Annotated in this window: 19 protein-coding genes and 1 riboswitch; of the genes, 10 read left to right on the top strand and 9 right to left on the bottom strand. The window is 74.9% G+C overall.

The window, feature by feature from the left end:
- Nucleotides 1-129: 129 nt before the first annotated feature.
- Together ACZ6AQ_RS17220 and ACZ6AQ_RS17215 are read right to left on the bottom strand one after the other, a co-directional pair.
- Nucleotides 130-345, bottom strand: a complete 216-nt coding sequence (locus tag ACZ6AQ_RS17220) for a DUF6243 family protein (protein WP_388694838.1) — start codon at nt 343-345, stop codon at nt 130-132.
- 85 nt (nt 346-430) lie between these two features.
- The gene (locus ACZ6AQ_RS17215; protein ID WP_468760527.1) at nt 431-1,114 is read right to left on the bottom strand and encodes a maleylpyruvate isomerase N-terminal domain-containing protein; all 684 of its coding nucleotides are present in this window, start codon (nt 1,112-1,114) and stop codon (nt 431-433) included.
- Between the two features lie 431 nt (nt 1,115-1,545).
- Here ACZ6AQ_RS17215 and ACZ6AQ_RS17210 point away from each other — a divergent pair, with 431 nt between their 5' ends.
- Nucleotides 1,546-2,109 (top strand): GNAT family N-acetyltransferase, encoded by a 564-nt coding sequence (locus tag ACZ6AQ_RS17210; protein ID WP_468760526.1) that lies wholly within the window; start codon nt 1,546-1,548, stop codon nt 2,107-2,109.
- A gap of 175 nt (nt 2,110-2,284) precedes the next feature.
- Entirely contained in the window at nt 2,285-3,130 is an 846-nt protein-coding gene (locus ACZ6AQ_RS17205) for an isocitrate lyase/PEP mutase family protein (RefSeq protein WP_468760525.1), read from the top strand.
- Here ACZ6AQ_RS17205 and ACZ6AQ_RS17200 read toward each other — a convergent pair.
- From ACZ6AQ_RS17200 to ACZ6AQ_RS17190, 3 genes are all read right to left on the bottom strand, one after another.
- Nucleotides 3,093-3,425: a helix-turn-helix domain-containing protein gene (locus tag ACZ6AQ_RS17200; protein ID WP_468760524.1), complete on the bottom strand. Its 333-nt coding sequence runs from the start codon at nt 3,423-3,425 to the stop codon at nt 3,093-3,095. The two genes, ACZ6AQ_RS17205 and ACZ6AQ_RS17200, sit on opposite strands and share 38 nt — an antisense overlap.
- A gap of 25 nt (nt 3,426-3,450) precedes the next feature.
- Nucleotides 3,451-3,861, bottom strand: a complete 411-nt coding sequence (locus ACZ6AQ_RS17195) for a VOC family protein (protein WP_468760523.1) — start codon at nt 3,859-3,861, stop codon at nt 3,451-3,453.
- 105 nt (nt 3,862-3,966) lie between these two features.
- Nucleotides 3,967-5,355 (bottom strand): glutamate decarboxylase, encoded by a 1,389-nt coding sequence (locus tag ACZ6AQ_RS17190; protein ID WP_468760522.1) that lies wholly within the window; start codon nt 5,353-5,355, stop codon nt 3,967-3,969.
- Between the two features lie 538 nt (nt 5,356-5,893).
- On the opposite strand from ACZ6AQ_RS17190, the gene ACZ6AQ_RS17185 reads away from it, so the two are divergent.
- The 5 genes from ACZ6AQ_RS17185 to ACZ6AQ_RS17165 all read left to right on the top strand — a co-directional run bounded on the left by ACZ6AQ_RS17185 (nt 5,894) and on the right by ACZ6AQ_RS17165 (nt 9,637).
- A complete protein-coding gene (locus ACZ6AQ_RS17185; protein WP_468760521.1) occupies nt 5,894-6,691 on the top strand; it encodes a class I SAM-dependent methyltransferase in 798 nt (265 codons plus the stop codon).
- A gap of 288 nt (nt 6,692-6,979) precedes the next feature.
- Nucleotides 6,980-7,183, top strand: a complete 204-nt coding sequence (locus ACZ6AQ_RS17180; RefSeq protein ID WP_030206327.1) for a cold-shock protein — start codon at nt 6,980-6,982, stop codon at nt 7,181-7,183.
- 262 nt (nt 7,184-7,445) lie between these two features.
- Nucleotides 7,446-8,858 (top strand): DEAD/DEAH box helicase, encoded by a 1,413-nt coding sequence (locus ACZ6AQ_RS17175; RefSeq protein WP_388694861.1) that lies wholly within the window; start codon nt 7,446-7,448, stop codon nt 8,856-8,858.
- Between the two features lie 190 nt (nt 8,859-9,048).
- Nucleotides 9,049-9,231, top strand: a complete 183-nt coding sequence (locus ACZ6AQ_RS17170; protein ID WP_468760728.1) for a CBS domain-containing protein — start codon at nt 9,049-9,051, stop codon at nt 9,229-9,231.
- Between the two features lie 139 nt (nt 9,232-9,370).
- Nucleotides 9,371-9,637: an SCO5918 family protein gene (locus tag ACZ6AQ_RS17165; RefSeq protein ID WP_468760520.1), complete on the top strand. Its 267-nt coding sequence runs from the start codon at nt 9,371-9,373 to the stop codon at nt 9,635-9,637.
- A 66-nt stretch (nt 9,638-9,703) separates the two neighbouring features.
- Here the strand turns inward: ACZ6AQ_RS17165 and ACZ6AQ_RS17160 are convergent, their stop codons facing one another.
- Nucleotides 9,704-10,063, bottom strand: coding sequence for a hypothetical protein (locus ACZ6AQ_RS17160; RefSeq protein ID WP_388694868.1), 360 nt, complete (start codon nt 10,061-10,063; stop codon nt 9,704-9,706).
- Nucleotides 10,064-10,167: 104 nt separating this feature from the next.
- On the opposite strand from ACZ6AQ_RS17160, the gene ACZ6AQ_RS17155 reads away from it, so the two are divergent.
- Both ACZ6AQ_RS17155 and ACZ6AQ_RS17150 read left to right on the top strand, forming a co-directional pair.
- Entirely contained in the window at nt 10,168-10,584 is a 417-nt protein-coding gene (locus tag ACZ6AQ_RS17155) for a helix-turn-helix domain-containing protein (protein ID WP_468760519.1), read from the top strand.
- A gap of 298 nt (nt 10,585-10,882) precedes the next feature.
- Nucleotides 10,883-11,479, top strand: coding sequence for a DUF5994 family protein (locus tag ACZ6AQ_RS17150; RefSeq protein WP_468760518.1), 597 nt, complete (start codon nt 10,883-10,885; stop codon nt 11,477-11,479).
- Nucleotides 11,480-11,624: 145 nt separating this feature from the next.
- Here the strand turns inward: ACZ6AQ_RS17150 and ACZ6AQ_RS17145 are convergent, their stop codons facing one another.
- A complete protein-coding gene (locus ACZ6AQ_RS17145; RefSeq protein WP_468760517.1) occupies nt 11,625-11,981 on the bottom strand; it encodes a GntR family transcriptional regulator in 357 nt (118 codons plus the stop codon).
- 2 nt (nt 11,982-11,983) lie between these two features.
- Nucleotides 11,984-12,931, bottom strand: a complete 948-nt coding sequence (locus ACZ6AQ_RS17140; RefSeq protein ID WP_468760516.1) for a hypothetical protein — start codon at nt 12,929-12,931, stop codon at nt 11,984-11,986.
- Nucleotides 12,932-13,209: 278 nt separating this feature from the next.
- Here ACZ6AQ_RS17140 and abc-f point away from each other — a divergent pair, with 278 nt between their 5' ends.
- Nucleotides 13,210-14,805, top strand: a complete 1,596-nt coding sequence (abc-f, locus tag ACZ6AQ_RS17135; protein WP_468760515.1) for a ribosomal protection-like ABC-F family protein — start codon at nt 13,210-13,212, stop codon at nt 14,803-14,805.
- Here abc-f and cobN read toward each other — a convergent pair.
- A complete protein-coding gene (gene cobN, locus ACZ6AQ_RS17130) occupies nt 14,802-18,407 on the bottom strand; it encodes a cobaltochelatase subunit CobN (protein WP_468760514.1) in 3,606 nt (1,201 codons plus the stop codon). The genes abc-f and cobN overlap by 4 nt on opposite strands.
- Nucleotides 18,408-18,445: 38 nt before the next feature.
- Nucleotides 18,446-18,583, bottom strand: a riboswitch (cobalamin riboswitch).
- Nucleotides 18,584-18,821 lie beyond the last annotated feature (238 nt).

Genomic DNA, 18,821 nt, shown 5'->3' with positions numbered 1-18,821 from the left:
GCGCACCGTGCGCCTCACCGGTTGAGACCCCCGGGCGACCACATGGTTGTACGCCTCCGGAGCCCCGTCCGGGACCCGGCAGCACCAGCCGGACGCGGCCCCGTGTGCCGTACGGCCGACGGCGGCGCGTCAGCTCCGCGCGGTGTCGTCGTCCGTCCGGTCGGCGCCCTCGGCCGTGCCCGTCTTCTCGCGCATCTTGCGCACCAGCTCCGCCTTCCGGTCGGCGGCGCCCTGACGGTCGAGGTTGCGGTGCGGGCCGTTGTTCTGCCGTTCGGCGCGGGACAGCTTCTTGCGCTGGCCGCCGCCCTGGCCCACGGGGTTGTTGATGTTCTTGCTGTCGGTCACGGGTTCTCCCGGTGTCGTGGCGTGGGGTACGGATCCATCGTGGGGTACGGATCCATCGTGGGGGACGCGTGCGGCGGCGCGGGGGTCAGCCCAGGGTGAGCCGGCGGACGCCGAGCCGTTCGATCCGTGCGGCTTCCGCTCCGTCCAGGGGTTCCCGGCCGGTGACCTTGCGCAGGAGGCGGGGCCGGTTCCAGCCCAGCTCGCCCGCCGCCCCGGCGTGCTCCGCGCCGAGGAGCAGCTCCGCCACGGCGTCACCGGCCGCCGGGGTGAGCCAGGCGTCGCGTCCGAGTGCGTCGGCCAGGTCGAGGCCGTGGAGGGCGACCTCCACGACGCGGGTGAGGAGGAACTCCGACAGGAGCATGGCGTCGCCGTGGCGCGTCCGCACGGTCCGGCCGGCCGGCTGGGCCCCGCACAGCCGGTCGGCCCGCCGCCAGGTCGCGGCGAAGTCCTCGGCGGCGTCGGTGCCGTCGGCCCACCGCGCCGCGCGGTCCCCGGCCGCCGTGACCCGTGCGCGGTTGGAACGGGACGAGAAGCGGTCGTCCGGGCGGTAGTACTCCGCCGCCGAGATCTCCGCCCCGCCGGGTGCCGGCGCGGCCAGCATGTCCGGAAGCCGGTCGATCACCACGCACACGTGCCCGAGCAGGTCGCGCACGGTCCACGGAACACAGCGTGTCGGAAGGGTCCAGTCGGCCCCGGAGAGTCCGGCCACGGCACCGGCGAGGGCCTCGCACTCCTGCCGGAACGCTTCGCGCACCCGGTCGTCGTTCACGCCGCGTGTCCCCCGTCCGTCCGCCGCTCCGCGTCCCGCGTCCACCTGGCCTCCCGCGTCCACTCGCCGTGTCCCGTCCACTCGCCGTGTCCCGTCCACTCGCCGTGTCCCGTCCGCCCACCGCTTTCCGCCCGGCATGAAACGACTCCTGTTCCTCCGGCCGCACGGCCGGGTCCCGTGACGACCGTGGCGGACCACGACATCTCGTGTTCCCGCTTCTCCCTCGCCACTCCGTGCCTCACACCCCCCCACGCCCCGCCTCCCGCATTCCGGCCGGTCCGCACGCGCGCCGGAAGCGACCCCGATTGCGGACGGCCGGGAGGGGGCGCGGGGCGGGAGCCGGGGCGGGGGCCGGGTTTCCCCACCGATCGCCCCGTCGGCATGCGGCCTTCTCCGTCGAACTCCCCCGGGTACGCGGTAGGTTCCCCACCATGACCGAGCCCGGGGCCCTCCTCCTGCCGTCCGACCCGACGGCGACCGAACGGCTCGTGCTCCGCGCGTCCGAGGCCCGGGACCGCCCGGTGTTCGTCGAGCTGTTCGCCTCGCCCGAGGTGGGGACCCACATCGGCGGCGCCCGGCCCCGCGGCGAACTCGAACGCGCGATGCCCGAAGTCCCCGGCCGGCGCCCCGGCTGTTTCGTCGCCGAACTCGACGGGAGGATGATCGGCCTGGTCACCCTCGACCCGCGCGACGCCGGGCGCCGTGGGCACGTCCGTCCCGAGGCCGGGGAGGCCGAACTCAGCTACCTGTTCCTGCCCGGGGCGTGGGGACACGGGTACGCCTTCGAGGCGTGCGGGGCGGTGCTCGACCGGTTCGCCGGGGTGCGTCCCGGCGAACCCGTGGTGCTCTCGACCCGGAGCGCCAACGTCCGCGCGATGCGCCTCGCGGCGAAGCTGGGCTTCACCGAGGTCGAACGGTTCGAGGAGTACGGCGCCGAGCAGTGGTTCGGCGTGCGCTACCCGCCCGAACCGCCCGCACCGCCCGCACCGGCTTGATCGGAACGGCACCGGGATCGGAACCGCGCCGACGCCCGGTCCCGGAGGCCACCGCCGTGGCCGGGTCCGGCGGTGACGTCCGGAAGCCGCGCCTTCCGGAAACCGTGCCCTCCGAAAACCGCAATGTCGAAAACTCGCCAGCGGAAGGGCTGTTGGGCCTGGTGCAATACCGTTCATGACCACTCAGCACGACAGCGCCGAGCTGTTCCACGCCCTGCACGACCCCGCCGCTCCCCTGGCGCTGGCCAACGCCTGGGACGCCGCGAGCGCCCGCCTGATCCAGGACGCCGGGGCCCGCGCGATCGCCACCACCAGTGCCGGCGTCGCCTGGGGACTGGGAGCGGCGGACGGCAACCGGCTCGACCGGGACGAGGCCGTCGCCCTGATCGCCCGGGTGGTGGGCGCGGTGTCCGTCCCGGTCACCGCCGACATCGAGAGCGGGTTCGGCGCGACCCCGGACGAGGTCGCCGAGACCGTCACCCGGGTCGTCGCCGCCGGGGCCGTCGGCATCAACATCGAGGACGGGCACCCGGAGGGCGGCTCCGTGCTGCGCCCGTCCGCCGAGCAGTGCGCGCGCGTCGCCGCCGCCCGGGCGGCGGCGGAGGCGGCGGGCGTACGGCTCTACGTCAACGCCCGGGTGGACACGTACCTCCTGGGAGCCGGGCCGGAGGAGACCCGCCTCCAGGAGACCCTGGACCGCGCCCGCGCCTGCCTCGACGCCGGGGCCAGCGGCGTCTTCGTCCCCGGCGTCACCGACCCCGGCACGGTGGCCGCCCTCACCGCGGGCATCCCGGCCCCGGTGAACATCCTGGCCGGCCCCGGCGCCCCGACCGTGGCCGAGCTGGCGAAGCTGGGCGTCGCCCGGGTCAGCCTCGGCTCCTCGGTCGCCCAGGCGGCGTACGCGACGGCCCGCCGGGCGGCGGCGGAGCTGACCGCCACCGGCACCTACACGTCCCTCGCGGACGCCGTCGACTACGGTGAACTCAACTCCCTGATGGGCGCCCGGGGCCAGGACGCGTGACCGACGGGGCCCCCGCCCCGGCCGGTGCGGCGTCGCCCGGGTCGCCGTGGTGCAGCAGCGTCCTCGCGCGTTCGACGCGCCGCGCCGCCAGGTAGGCGTGCGGCGGGGCGCCGTACGCGAGCCGGAACGCGCGGCTGAGGTGTCCGGGCGCCATGCCCGCGCGGCGGGCCAGTTCCCCGACGTCCAGCGGACGCGCGTACTCCCGGTCGATCAGGTCGCGGACGCGGCGCAGGCGTGCGAGGTCGTCCAGGTGCCGCGCTACAACCCGGGCGCGGGCCCATGCGGGGTGGCACACGGCGTGCTCCTTCCGGCCCGGCGGGTCAGCGGACTTCCTGGATGCGGATCAGGTTGCCCGCCGGGTCGCGGAAGGCGCAGTCGCGGATGCCGTACGGCTGCTCCGTCGGCTCCTGGACGACCTCGGCGTCGGCGGCCCGCACCTTCTCGAAGGTGGCGTCGAGGTCGGGGGTGGCCAGCAGGATCCAGCCGTACGTGCCCTTGGCCATCATCTCGGTGATGGTGCGGCGCTCCTCCTCGGTGATGCCGGGGTCCATGGCCGGCGGCGCGAGCAGGATCGACGTGCCGGGCTGTCCGGCCGGTCCGACCGTGATCCAGCGCGTCCTTCCCCGGCCGACGTCGCCGCGCACCTCGAAGCCGAGGGCGTCGCGGTAGAAGGCCAGGGAGGCGTCCGGGTCGTCGTGCGGAAGGGCGGTGGTGTGAATGGTGAGGTCCATGCGCCTCACGCTAGACGGGGACGGCGGGCCCGCGCTTCTCCGATCCTGACCGGTTCCGGACGGCCCGGGGAGGACGCGGGTTCCGGTCCCGGCGGGCCGGTCCGCTCAGTGGTGGAAGGCCGTGCGGTCCTCGTCCGCCGGCCTGCCGCGCGTCAGGCGCTCCAGGGAGTGGCGCATGTCCCGGGCCAGCAGGTCCACCTCGTCCCGGCCGATGCCGTGCCGGATCAGGACCCGCTGGACGACGGTCTCCTGCCGGTCGGCGGGCAGCGGGTAGGAGGGCACCTGCCAGCCGCGCATCCGGAGCTGGTCGGAGAGGTCGTACAGGCTGAAGCCCGCGCCCGCCGGGTCGGTGAGGGTGTACGAGACGGCGGGCAGCGCGCCCCTCCCGTCGTAGAGCAGGGTGAACGGGCCCATCTCCGCCACCTGCCCGGCCAGGTACCGGGCGGTGTCCGCGCACGCCTGCTGGACGAGCCGGTAGCCCGTGCGGCCCAGGCGCAGGAAGTTGTAGTACTGGGCGACGATCTCGCCGCCGGGGCGGGAGAAGTTGAGGGCGAAGGTCGGGAGGTCGCCGCCGAGGTAGTCCACGTCGAACACCAAGTCCTTCGGCAGCAGGTCCCCGGTGCGCCAGACCGCCCAGCCGACGCCGAGGGGCGCGAGGCCGTACTTGTGGCCGGACGCGTTGATGGAGGAGACCCGTTCGAGGCGGAAGTCCCACACGAGGTCCCGGTGGAGGAAGGGCGCGACGAAACCGCCGCTCGCGGCGTCGACGTGGACGGGGACGTCGAGGCCGGTCTCCCGCTGGATCCGGTCGAGTTCGGCGGCGATCTCCGCGACCGGCTCGTAGTCGCAGGTGAAGGTGACGCCGAGGATGGCGACGACGCCGATGGTGTTCTCGTCGACGTACTCCCGCAGCTGGTGGGGCCGCAGGCCGGTCGCCCCCTCTTCGAGGGGGACCTGGCGCAGTTCGACGTCGAAGTAGCGGGCGAACTTCTCCCAGCAGATCTGTACGGGCCCCGCGACGATGTTGGGCCGGTCGGTGGACCGTCCCTCGGCCCGGCGGCGCTCGCGCCACCGCCACTTCAGCGCCAGGCCGCCCAGCATGGCGGCCTCGCTGGAACCGGTGGTGGAGCAGCCCACGGCGCCGCCGTCCGCGGCCTCCGGGGCGTTCCACAGGTCGGCCAGGATGTTCACGCAGCGCGCCTCGATCTCGGCGGTCTGCGGGTACTCGTCCTTGTCGATCATGTTCTTGTCGAGGCACTCGTCCATCAGCCGGCGGACCTCGTCGTCCGACCAGGTCGTGCAGAACGTCGCCAGGTTCTGCGCCGCGTTCCCGTCGAGCAGCAGCTCGTTGTGGAGCAGCGCGTAGACGACCTCGGGGAGGGAGGGCTCCTCGGGCATGCGGTACTTCGGCAGGACCCGCTCGCTGAGCGGCGAGGCGAACACGTCCGTCGCCCTGCCGCCGCCCGCCGGGGACCTCGTCTCGTGGAGCGCCACGGTCTCCCCTTCGCTCACCGTCACCGGCCCGTCCGCCGCGGACGGCCGTGCCCCCATCAACCCACGGGAGCGGGGACGGCGCCCGGCGACGGAGAGGGCGGTTGACCCGGGCGGGTGAGGGAGGACGGGGGGGAGGCTCCGGAGCCGGGACCGGGACCGGGATGGGGATGGGGATGGGGATGGGGATGGGGGCCGGGATCGAGATCGGGACCGGGCACCGCGCCCTCTTCGCCGCCTTGACGGTCCCCACGCCCCCGACCTGCGGTTCCGTACGGCGGCCGGGGCGGGGGTTCGCCCGTTGGAGGGGTGACGGAGCGGCCTCCCGCGCCGTGCGCGCCCCCTCCCGCCGGGCCCGCCGGGCCGCCCGTACCTCTCCTGACCTGCGAGGACTCCCTGCCGCACGAGGATGATCCCGGCCGATCGGGCGGATACCGACACGACGGGACAACCAGTACGTTCCGGCGGAACCGGATCACGGTGGTGCCGGGTCGTCCCGGCACCGTCCCGTCCCGGACCGACCACCGAAAGGCGACCCCGTATGACCCTGACCACCCCCACGAGCGGTACGAGCGGCGCCCACGGCGCGGACGAGGCCGGCACCGGAGCGGTGCGGGCGGTTGCCGACGCCCACGCCCGCGCCCACGACTCGTACGACGACCTCCCCGAACGCCTCGTCGGCTACCCGGCCGTCTTCCACGCCCTCGGCATCGGCTCCTGCGCCGTCCGCACGGTCCTGGACCACGGCTGCGGATCCGGCAGGGCCGCCGCCCGGATCGTCGCGGCCTCGGACGCGCGCGTCGTGGCCGCCGACGCCTCGCCCCGCGCGCTGGCCCTCGCCCGCGAGCGGCGCCCGCACCCCCGGATCGACCTCCGCCTGATCGAGGACGGCCGGCTGCCGTTCCTGGACGACGGCTCCGTGGACGCCGCCATGTCCTGCTTCGTCTTCGCCGCCGCCGACGAGACCGGGACCCTGCACGACATCGCCGCCGAGGTCCACCGCGTCCTGCGCCCCGGCGGCCGGTACGCCGTGCTGGACGTCAACCCGCGCAGCGCCGGCATCCGCTTCTCCACCTTCCGCAGCGGCGAACCCGGCCGCGTGTATACCAAGGGCGAGCCCCGGCGGACCCTGCTCGACCGGCCGGACGGCGGCGCCCCGCTGGAGCGGTCCGACCACCACTGGCCGTGCCAGACCTACCTGGACGTCCTGGGCAAGGCAGGTTTCACCGACCTCGACGTCCACGAACCCGTGCTCCCCCGCCACTCCGCCCTGCTGGGGAACGATCCGGCGGAGGCGAACCATCCGCCGTTCCTCGTCGTCTCGGGGACGAAACGGTGAACCGGCGGCCGGGCGGGGCCGCGCCCACCCCGTGAGGGCCGACCGGAAAAATCTGCATCCGCGAAGTAAGAATTCGGCACCAGGCGCCGTGAGGATTTCTCACCGGTTCACACGGAAAGCATTGACCACCCCACAATGCTCCGCCCACCGTGCTACTGTCGATAGAAGTTGCAGTTGTGGTTCCCAAAGCTTGAGGCATTTCCGGTCTTTTCCGGTTGGGGCAATCATCGCGGCGACACGGAGTCCGCACGGTGTGGATTCCGAGCACTGCCCCGAAGGAGAATTGACATGGCATCTGGCACCGTGAAGTGGTTCAACGCGGAAAAGGGCTTCGGCTTCATCGAGCAGGACGGTGGCGGCCCCGACGTGTTCGCCCACTACTCGAACATCGCCTCGCAGGGCTTCCGTGAGCTCCAGGAAGGCCAGAAGGTGAACTTCGACATCGCGCAGGGCCAGAAGGGCCCGACGGCCGAGAACATCGTCTCCGCCTGAACATCGACGCCCAGCGCTGACGCCGACACCGGCATCGAGCACTGACGCGCAGGACGAGCCGGGACCCGCACCTTGGGGTGCGGGGCCCGGCTCGTTGCACATTTCGATCATGCGTATGAACGCATGTTTCGGCGTTCGACCCGCCGCAGGAACCGCCGGTCGGCCGCACTCCCACTTTCGGTTCGGCTTGTCTCGCAATTATCCGTGCTGCACTTCTGCTGCGGGAATTCCTTGATATGCGCCGCATCGAGGAAGGTTCGCCGTGAACCGTACACGCACGCACAGCCGTCCCACCCGCACCCAGCAGCCCCGCGGCCGCACCCGCCCCCAGGGCGGAGGCCGCGCGCCCTCGGGCCCGCCGGCCGAGTTCGCCCTCCCCCGGACGGTCACCCCCGCGCTGCCGGCCGTCGAGACGTTCGCCGCGCTCGACCTGCCCGCCCCGCTGCTCTCCGCGCTCGCCGCCGAGGGCATGACGGTGCCGTTCCCGATCCAGGGCGCGACCCTGCCGAACACCCTCGCGGGCCGTGACGCCCTGGGCCGGGGCCGGACCGGCTCCGGCAAGACCCTGGCCTTCGGCCTCGCGCTGCTCGCCCGGACCGCCGGGAAGCGCGCCGAGCCCCGGCAGCCGCTTGCCCTGGTCCTCGTGCCCACCCGCGAGCTGGCCCAGCAGGTGACCGACGCCCTCACCCCGTACGCCCGCTCGCTCAGGCTGCGGACGACCACCGTCGTCGGCGGGGTGTCGATCGGACGCCAGACGCACGCGCTCCGCGCCGGTGCCGAGGTCGTCGTGGCCACCCCCGGCCGCCTCAAGGACCTCATCGACCGCGGCGACTGCGTCCTCGACCGCGTCGAGATCACCGTCCTGGACGAGGCCGACCAGATGGCCGACATGGGCTTCATGCCGCAGGTCACCGCGCTGCTCGACCAGGTGCGGCCGGAGGGCCAGCGGATGCTGTTCTCCGCCACCCTGGACCGCAACGTCGACCTCCTCGTACGCCGCTACCTGACCGACCCGGTCGTCCACTCGGTCGACCCGTCCGCCGGCGCGGTCACGACGATGGAGCACCACGTGCTGCACGTCCACGGCTCCGACAAGCAGGCCACCACGACGGAGATCGCCGCCCGCGACGGGCGCGTGATCATGTTCCTCGACACCAAGCACGACGTGGACCGGCTGACCCGGGACCTCCTCCTGAGCGGCGTACGGGCCGCCGCGCTGCACGGCGGGAAGTCGCAGTCGCAGCGCACCCGCACCCTGGCGCAGTTCAAGACCGGGCACGTCTCCGTGCTCGTCGCCACGAACGTCGCCGCGCGCGGCATCCACGTCGACAACCTCGACCTCGTCGTCAACGTGGACCCGCCCGCCGACCACAAGGACTACCTGCACCGCGGCGGCCGCACCGCCCGCGCGGGCGAGTCCGGCAGCGTCGTCACCCTGGTCACCCCGGCCCAGCGCCGGGGCATGGTCCGCCTCATGGCGGACGCGGGCATCCGCCCCCACGTCACCCAGGTCCGTTCCGGCGAGCCCGAGCTGCACCGCATCACCGGCGCGCAGGCCCCGTCCGGCGTCCCCGTCGTCATCACGGCCCCGCCGGCGGAACGGCGCCGCGACGGCGCCACCGGCCGCCCCCGCCGGAGCCGTCCCCGCCGGGCCCCCCGTCGCGCGGCGGCGTAGCCCGTCCCCGCGCGGGCGCCGGGGGTCCACCGCCCCGGCACCGCGCGGCGGCCGGGGACGTGTCCCGGGCCGGTCGCTCGTCCCGGTGCGGCGCACCCTCACTTCTCCGCAGGAGGCACCCGTGACACCGCTCCCCACGCAGTCCCGCCCCGTCCCTCCCGACGAGGCGGCCACGCGGGCGGCCGACCACATGACCGTCGAAGTGGCCCTGTCCGTCATGGCCGGGGCCCGCACCGGGCGGCTGCTCGTCTGCGACGTCGACGGCCAGTCCACCGGCCTGGTCACCCGTGCCCAGCTCACGGCCGTCCGCGACGGCACCTCGTACACGGACCGGCTCCGGCTGCGGGACGTCGTCGTCGCGCCGCCCTGCTGAGCGGTCACCGCCGGACGCCCTTCCCCGGGCGTCCCCGGCCGGCCGTTCCCCCGGACGTTCTCCTCCGGTCCGTACGCCCCCCGGCGTCCGGGCCGTACCCCTCCCGCTCCCCGCTCCCCGCTACCCCCTGAGAGGCATCATGCGCTGTGTCATCGCCCGTTTCCCCTTCGACCTGACGAAGAGCGGCGTGCTGGACTCGATGAAGGGCGTCAAGCCCGAGCCGGGCACCGGTGAGTTCGTGACCATCGGCCGCCGCCAGTACCCCGTGAAGCAGGTCGGCGAGGTCGTCACCCGCCAGGACCGGCGCGACTTCAGCGCCGGCGAGGTCGTGCGCGCCATGACCCGCCTCGGCTTCACCTGCGGCACGTTCCCCGTGCAGACGGCCGAGACGGCCGAGACCGTCTGACCGTCCCGCACGGAGGAACGACGACAGGGCCCGACCGGCACGCCGGTCGGGCCTTCGTCGTCGGGATCAGTGGTCGGAGTAGCTGAAGTCGCCCACCGTCCAGGCGCTGACATCCGCGATCGCGACGCGGTACATTCCGCCGGTCTCGGGGATGCCCACCGTGCCCTGGAGGATCCGGGCGAGGTGGAAGTGAAGGTGCGTGGGCGGCTCTTCCCTCCGTTCGACGGGGCTGAAGACCTTGGAGAACTCCCCCAGCAGGGCGGAGTCCGTCAGGACCTCCGACACCCGCTCCCTCCAGAGCGCCTCCGGGGCCAGCCGCCCGGTGATGACCACGCCCCCCGCGACCACGGTCAGGGACATCTGGTTGCTCTGCCCGGACTCCACCGTGGCGGCAATGTCAACGAGCAGTTCGTCAGGCTTCGACATGAGAGCCGATTCTAGGCGGCGCGCCCTCCGGTGGTTGAATTTCCCCCGGGGCCCCGGTGCCGCGCGGCACCGGGGCCCCGAAGCGTTCCCTGGAAGAGGTGCAGATGACAGCGGACAATCCGCTCGGCGGCCGACTCGACGACGACGACTACCCGGCCTACACGATGGGCAGGGCCGCCGAGATGCTCGGCACGACCCCGGGCTTCCTCCGCGCCATCGGCGAGGCCCGCCTGATCACCCCGCTGCGCTCCGAGGGCGGCCACCGGCGCTACTCCCGCTACCAGCTGCGGGTCGCGGCCCGCGCCCGGGAACTCGTGGACCAGGGCACTCCGGTCGAGGCGGCCTGCCGCATCGTCATCCTGGAGGACCAGCTGGAGGAGGCCCAGCGCATCAACGCCGAGTACCGGCGGGCGGCGGAGGAGTCGGGGGCGGGGACGCCCGCCGGGGCGGGGACGGCCGGGCGGACGGAACGGGCCGGGGACCGGGAGCCGGGGCAGGAGCCGAACCGGGCGTCGGACTGAGCCGTCCGCCGCACGGACGGCGGGAACCCGTACGGCGGAGCGCGGTGCGGCCGTGTCGCCCCGCGGGGGTCCGTACGGTCCGCCGCGCGGAAACCCCGCGCGCTTCCCGGGCCTCCCCGGGCCTCCCCGGGCGGCGGCGGAGACCGGGGGGCCGGGAACGGTCCGCCGGGCGCCCCGCCGGAGTAGGCTGGAGGTTACCGGGAGTACCCCGTACACCCGCTTCCACGCGGACGTCGTTTCCGGCGATCAATACACTGGGCCGCTCCCCTTCGGTGCGGCCCGGGGACGGGTTCGTGCCATGTCCGCGACCATCGACCGGAGCGCCGTCCGCGCCCCCGTCGCCCCGCTTCCGGCCCGCCTGGCGTTCACGCCCGCGAGCCCCCTCCCCGGCCGCCTGGACGGTGCCTGGTGGCCCCGTTCGCGCGATCTGGCGGCCGAGCTCCCGGCGCTGGTGGACGCCCTCCGGGAACGCTGGGGACGCATCACCCGCGTCGCGGTGCACCCCGCGCACTGGTCCGTCGTCCCGCACAAGGTCCCCGTCCCCGGGCACACCGTGCACGCGGGCTGGTTCACGGAGCAGGACCCCGACAAGATCATCCTGCTCTCGTACGCGGTCGCCCGCTGCGACCTGCTCGTGATCCCGCCCGGCACCGAACCCGCCGCGGCGGCCCGGCTGATGGCCGCCGCCTCGGTCCCCGGCGGGCACGACACCGCGGGAACGCTGCTGTCCGACGAGACCGCGGTCGGCCGCGGCCTCCGGGACGCCCGGCGCGACGAGCGGTCCTGGGAGGACGACGGCGGGGCGACCCGCCCCTCCGCACCCCTCCCGGTCGTACCGCCGCCGCCCGCGCCGCTCCCGGTCGCCGGGGGACGGATGATCCCCCTGCACGGCTGATCTCCCGTACGGCTGATCCCCCTCCCGGCGGCTTCCGGAGGGGGGTCGCGAGGACGTCGCCCTCGTCGTGCCCCCTCCGGCGGAGCCCGTCGGGCGCACCCGGCGGGCGCACCGGGGCGCGCACCGGCCCGGGGCACGGGCGCCCCTATCCCAGGCTCGTGCGCGCCAGTTCCAGGAACTCCGCCTCCGAGAGGCCCAGCGCGCGGGCGTCCGCCGCCGCCTCGCGGAGGCGGGAGACCAGGCGGGCGCGGTCGGGGGCGCCGGCGCCGGGCACGACGAGGGCGCCCCGGCCCCGGCGGAGTTCGATCAGGCCCTCCTCGCGGAGCCGCTGGTAGCCGCGGAGGACGGTGTGGACGTTGACGCCGAGGGAGTCGGCGAGTTCCCGGGCGGCCGGAAGGCGTTCACCGGGCGCGACCGAGCCGTCGGCGAGGGCTCCCCGGACACAGGCCGCGATCTGGTCGCCCAGGGGGACGGCGGAGGCCGGATCGACGCGGAAGAGCACGGTCAGACCCTCCCACGCCGCTCGACGAGCGTGTTCAGCAGGGCGGCGGCGGTGCGCGCGTCGGGCACGGTGACCGCGAACTCGCGCCCGTCGTCCCGCCGTACGACGAGGGCTTCGCCGGACCGCAGCACCACGCCCGTGCGGCCCGGCCTCACCCGGTAGCCCCAGCCGCCGAAGTCCGCGAGGGCGTCCACGTCCCGGGCGGACGCGGAGGCGACCCGGTCGAGCGGGACGCGGACCCGGGGACGGGGGACGAGGGCGGGCCGGACCGTGAGGCCCCGGCGGTCGACGGCGACCCGGACACGGGCGAGGGCGAGCCCCGGCACTCCGACGACCGGTCCGAGGAGCGCGAGCCAGGCGGCGGGCCACGGCGCGAGGAGCAGGACGACGGGGACGGCGACGAGGGCGAGCACCGCGAGGACGGTGAGGGCCCGGGAGCCGGCGTCGCGGGACCAGCCGGCGACCTCGCTCTCCCCGAGCGGGAGCCGGGGCGCGTCGGCGGGGCCGGACGCGGGCTCCTCCCGGGGGACGAGCCGGGCCAGGGCCCGGCCCGCGAGCGCGCAGAGGGCGGCGGCGCCCGCCGCGACGGCGAGGTTGGTGAGCGGCGAGGCGACCCGGGCGGCCTCGGCGGCGTCCAGGTTGTCCCGCAGGAGGAGGACGAGCAGCGTCCCGGTGAAGCCGGCCGTCGCCCACGCGCCCCACAGCGAGGCGCGGCGGACGAAGAACACCCAGGCGGCGGCGGGGCCGAGGAGCAGGGCCGCGCTGATCGCGGCGTACGCGGCCCGGCCGGTGAAGCCGTCGGCACGACCTCCGCCGCCGGGACCGAAGTGGGTGGCGAGGGGGTCGGGGAGCCGGTCGTACCAGAGGACGAGCACCAGCAGGTGGACGGCGAACGCGAGGACGCAGGGGAGCGCGGCGAGCGCGCGGAGACGGAACGGTGAACGGTTCATGGGAACCTCCTTGTTCGCACTCTACTAGAACAATGCGTTCAGGGAGCATCGCGTGCGGCAAGGCTCCGGGGTGCGGGGCGCGGGGCGGTCGCGCTGCGGACTTCGGGTTTCGGAGTGCGGGCTGCGGGGCGCAGGGCGGCCAGGTGTCGCGCGCACTTCGCCCGCCCTCACGAGACGGAACGTCTTGCGGAGGGGCGGCGGATGTCGTACTTTGAGCGAGGCGAGGCGAGACGAGACGTCTCGTCATCTTCCGTTCGCGTCCGCCCAGGAGGCCGCCCTTGTTCCGTGTCCTGCTCACCGACGTCACCAAGCGCCACGACGGACCGCCCGCGCGGCCCCGGACCGTGTTCGACCGGGTCTCCCTCACCGTCCGGCCGGGTGAACGCCTCGGGGTCGTCGGGGACAACGGGTCCGGGAAGTCCACCCTCCTGCGGCTCCTCGCCGGGATCGAGGCCCCCGACCACGGGACCGTCGACGTCGTCGCGCCCGGCGGCCTCGGCCACCTCGGCCAGACCCTGGACCTCCCCCCGGACGCCACCGTCGGGGACGCCGTCGACCACGCCCTCGCGGAGGTGCGGGAGCTGGAGCGGGCCGTCCGGGCCGCCGAGGCGGACCTCGCCGCGACCGGCGACCTCGACGGGTACGCCCGGCTGCTCGCCGCGTACGAGGCCCGGGGCGGCGCCGGGGCCGACCGGCGGGTGGAGACGACGCTGCGGCGGCTCGGGGAGCGCCGGCCGCCCGCCCGCGACCGGCCCCTCGGGACGCTCTCCGGCGGACAGCGCTCCCGGCTCGCCCTCGCCTCCGTGCTCGCCGCCGAACCCGAACTGCTGCTGCTCGACGAGCCCACCAACGACCTCGACGACGAGGCCGTGGCCTGGCTGGAGGAGCGACTGCGCGCCCACCGGGGCACGGTCGTCGCCGTCTCCCACGACCGCGTCTTCCTCGACCGGGTCGCCACCGCCGTCCTGGAGGTCGACGAGGACCGCCACACCCTGCGCCGCTACGGCAACGGCTACGCCGGCTACCTGGCCGGGCGCGCGGCCGAACGGGCCCGCAGGGCCCGGGAGTACGAGGAGTGGAAGGCCGAACTCGCCCGGTACACGGCCCTCGCGGACACGCACATCGACCGGTTCTCCGCGATCCCCCGCAAGGCCCCGGCCGCGTTCAGCGGGGCCGGCGCCTTCCGGGCCCGGTCGCGGGCGCACGGCGCCATGAGCCGCGTCCGGGCCGCCCGCGAACGCCTCGCCCGGCTCACCGCCCACCCCGTGCCCGCGCCCCCGGAACCTCTCCGGTTCCGCGCGCGCCTCGCGGGCGGGGGCGCGCCCGTGGACCTCGCGGACGTCCGGGTGGAGGGGCGGCTCCGGCTCGGCGCCCTCCACCTCGACGCGGGCGAACGGCTCCTGGTCACCGGCCCGAACGGCGCCGGGAAGTCCACCCTCCTGAAGGTCCTCGCGGGCGAACTCGCCCCGGACGGCGGCACCGTGCGCCGGCCCGCCCGGACCGGACTGCTCCGCCAGGAGACGGACCCGCCCACCGACCCCCGTACGGTGGGCGAGGCGTTCGGAGCGGACCGCACGGACGACCTCCTCGCCCTCGGCCTCTTCTCCGCCCGCGACCTGACGACCCCCGTCCGGCACCTGTCGGTCGGACAGCGCCGCAAACTGGAGCTGGCCCGGCTCGTGGCCTCACCCGCCGACCTGCTCCTCCTCGACGAGCCGACCAACCACCTGGCCCCGGGCCTGGTGGAGGAGATCGAGGCCGCGCTCGCGTCCTACCGGGGCACGCTGGTCGTCGTCAGCCACGACCGGCGGCTGCGGGAGGGCTTCCGGGGCCGCCGGCTGGAGCTGGCCCCGGAGGCCGCCCCGGCGCGCTAGTCGTCGGAGGAGTCCTCCAGGTCGCCCTCCGTCTCCAGGAACACCTGCCGCAGCGCGGCGAGCGTCTCCGGGTCCGGCTTCTCCCACATGCCCCGGGACTCGGCCTCCAGGAGCCGTTCCGCGATGCCGTGCAGGGCCCAGGGGTTGGCCTCCTTCAGGAACGCCTGGTTCTCCGGGTCGAGGACGTACTCCTGCGTCAGCTTGTCGTACATCCAGTCCGCGACCACGCCCGTCGTCGCGTCGTACCCGAAGAGGTAGTCGACGGTCGCCGCCAGCTCGAACGCGCCCTTGTAGCCGTGGCGGCGCATCGCCTCGATCCAGCGCGGGTTGACCACGCGGGCGCGGAAGACGCGGGAGGTCTCCTCGACCAGGGTGCGGGTGCGGACGGTCTCCGGGCGGGTCGAGTCGCCGATGTACGCCTCGGGGGCCGTGCCCCGGAGCGCGCGGACGGTCGCGACCATGCCGCCGTGGTACTGGAAGTAGTCGTCGGAGTCCGCGATGTCGTGCTCGCGCGTGTCCGTGTTCTTCGCGGCCACCGCGATCCGCTTGTACGCGGTCTCCATCTCGGCCCGCGCCGGGCGCCCTTCGAGCCCGCGCCCGTACGCGTAGCCGCCCCACACCGTGTACACCTCGGCGAGGTCGGCGTCCGTGCGCCAGTCGCGCGAGTCGATGAGCTGGAGGATGCCCGCGCCGTACGTCCCGGGCCGGGAGCCGAAGATGCGGGTCGTGGCGCGCCGCTCGTCGCCGTGCTCGGCCAGGTCGGCCTGCGCGTGCGCCCGTACGTAGTTGTCCGTGGCCGACTCGTCGAGGCCGGCCACCAGCCGTACGGCGTCGTCCAGGAGGCCGATGACGTGCGGGAACGCGTCCCGGAAGAAGCCGGAGATGCGCAGCGTGACGTCGACGCGCGGACGGCCGAGTTCGGTGAGCGGGATCGGCTCCAGACCGTTCACGCGGCGCGACGCCTCGTCCCACAGCGGGCGGACGCCGAGCAGGGCGAGGGCCTCGGCCACGTCGTCGCCGGCGGTGCGCATCGCGCTCGTGCCCCACAGGGAGAGGCCCACGGAGGTCGGCCAGTCGCCGTTGTCGGCGCGGTAGCGCTCCAGGAGCGAGTCCGCGAGCGCCTGGCCGGTCTCCCAGGCGAGCCGGGAGGGGACGGCCTTCGGGTCGACCGAGTAGAAGTTGCGGCCGGTCGGCAGGACGTTGACCAGGCCCCGGAGGGGAGAGCCGGACGGGCCCGCCGGGACGAAACCGCCGTTCAGGGCGTGCACGGCGTGCGTCAGCTCGTCGGTGGTGGCGGCCAGGCGCGGCACGACCTGCTCGGCGGCGAAGCGCAGCACGGCCCGCACGTCGGGGCCGTGGGCGGACGCGACCGACTCGACCGCCTCCACCGCCCAGTCCGCCGCCTCCATCGCCTCGACCAGCTCGCGCGCCTCCGCCTCCGCCTCGTCGGCGGTGGTGCGGGTCGCGGCCGACTCGTCCAGGCCCAGGGCCTCGCGCAGGCCGGGCAGGGCCTGCGTGCCGCCCCAGATCTGGCGGGCGCGCAGGATGGAGAGGACCAGGTTGACCCGGGCCTCGCCGGCCGGGGCGCCGCCGAGGACGTGCAGGCCGTCGCGGATCTGGGCGTCCTTGACCTCGCACAGCCAGCCGTCGACGTGCAGCAGGAAGTCGTCGAAGCCGTCGTCCTCCGGCCGCTCCTCCAGCCCCAGGTCGTGGTCGAGCCGGGCGGCCTGGATCAGGGTCCAGATCTGGGCGCGGATCGCGGGCAGCTTCGCCGGGTCCATGGAGGAGATCTGCGCGTACTCGTCGAGCAGCTGCTCCAGGCGCGCGATGTCGCCGTACGAGTCGGCGCGGGCCATCGGCGGCACCAGGTGGTCGACCAGGGTCGCGTGCGCGCGCCGCTTGGCCTGCGTGCCCTCGCCCGGGTCGTTGACCAGGAACGGGTAGACCAGCGGCAGGTCGCCGAGGGCCGCGTCCGGGCCGCAGGCGGCGGACAGGCCGGCGTTCTTGCCGGGCAGCCACTCCAGGTTGCCGTGCTTGCCCAGGTGCACCATGGCGTCGGCGCCGAAGCCGCCGTCCTCGGCGCGGGCCGCGATCCAGCGGTAGGCGGCCAGGTAGTGGTGGGACGGCGGGAGGTCGGGATCGTGGTAGATCGCGATCGGGTTCTCACCGAAGCCGCGCGGCGGCTGGATGAGGATCAGGAGGTTCCCGCGCCGCAGGGCGGCGAGCACGATGTCGCCCTCCGGGTTCCGCGACCGGTCGAGGAACATCTCGCCGGGCGCCGGGCCCCAGTGCTCCTCGACGCGCGTGCGCAGCTCCTCGGGGAGGGTCGCGTACCAGCGCTTGTAGTCGGCGGCCGGGATGCGGACCGGGTTCCTGGCCAGCTGCTCCTCGGTCAGCCAGTCCTGGTCGTGGCCGCCGGCCTCGATGAGGGCGTATATCAGCTCGTCGCCGTCGCCCGAGACCAGGCCGGGCAGCTCCTCGGCGGGGCCGAAGTCGTACCCCTCCCCGATCAGCCGACGCAGCAGGGCGACGGCGGAGGCGGGGGTGTCCAGACCGACGGCGTTGCCGATGCGGGAGTGCTTGGTGGGGTACGCGGAGAGGACGAGCGCGATCCTCTTCCCGGCGTTCGGGATGTGCCGGAGGCGGGCGTGCCGCACGGCGATCCCGGCGACGCGGGCCGCGCGCTCGGGGTCCGCCACGTAGGCGGGCAGGCCGTCCTCGTCGATCTCCTTGAAGGAGAACGGGACGGTGATCAGGCGGCCGTCGAACTCGGGGACGGCGACCTGGCCCGCGGCGTCCAGCGGGGACAGGCCCTCGTCGTTCTCCTCCCAGGCCGCGCGGGAGCCGGTCAGGCACAGGGCCTGGAGGATCGGCACGTCGAGCGCGGCGAGCGCGCCCGCGTCCCACGCCTCCTCGTCGCCGCCCGCCTGCGCCTCGGCGGGCTTGGTGCCGCCCGCCGCGAGGACGGTGGTGACGAGGGCGTCGGCGGCGCGGAGGGTGTCGATCAGCTCCGGCTCGGGGGCGCGCAGGGAGGCCACGTACAGCGGGAGCGGCCGGGCGCCGGCGTCCTCGATCGCGTCGCACAGGGCGCCGACGAAGGCGGTGTTGCCGCTCATGTGGTGGGCGCGGTAGTAGAGCACGGCGACGGTCGGGCCGTCGGTGGCCTTCGGGGTGCGCTCCAGCGGGCCCCAGGTGGGGGCGGCGGCCGGGGCCTCGAAGCCGTGGCCGGTGAGCAGGACGGTGTCGGAGAGGAAGCGGGCCAGCTGCTCCAGGTTGGCGGGGCCGCCGTGCGCCAGGTAGGCGTGCGCCTCGGTGGCGACGCCGACGGGCACGGTGGAGACCTCCATCAGCTGGGCGTCGGGCGCCTGTTCGCCGCTGAGCACGACCACCGGCTTCCCCGAGGCGCGGATCGCGTCGAGCCCGTCCTCCCAGGAGCGGAGGCCGCCGAGGAGCCGGACGACGACGAGGTCGGCCCCGTCGAGGAGGCCGGGGAGGTCGGCGAGCGGGAGCCGGGCCGGGTTGGCGAACCGGTACGCGACCGGGCCGCCGGCCGCGCGGGCGCTGAGCAGGTCGGTGTCGGAGTGCGACAGCAGCAGGAGCATGGCGAGGCAGGCCTTCCTCGGGGTTGTCCGCGCCCCGGGTGGTCGTGTGGACGGCGGGAGTTCCTGACTCACCGCCCCGAAAGCGCCGGGCCGGTTCACAGTGGCGGGACCGCGCCGGAATCTCACCGGGCTTCCTCCCCGGGGCCCTGGGACCCCATGCCGCTTGCATCCTAGATCGTGGGCTCCGGGAGCCGGGAGGGCCGGGCGGTTCCCACCCGGCCGGGGACCCCGGCCCCGCCCGGCCGAAACCTGGAAGGCGCCCCCGGTCCCGCCCGGCCGAAACCCGGAAGACACCCCCGTACCCGCCCGCCCCGAACCCGGAAGGCGCCCCCGGGACCACCTGGCCAAAACCCGGAAGACACCCCCGCACCCGCCCGCCCGGAACCCGGAAGTCACCTCCGCACCCACCCGCCC

The organism is Streptomyces sp. NPDC041191 (assembly GCF_055591945.1).
The sequence above is the reverse complement of the archived record's forward strand: the minus strand, read 5'-3'. Positions and strand labels throughout refer to the sequence as shown.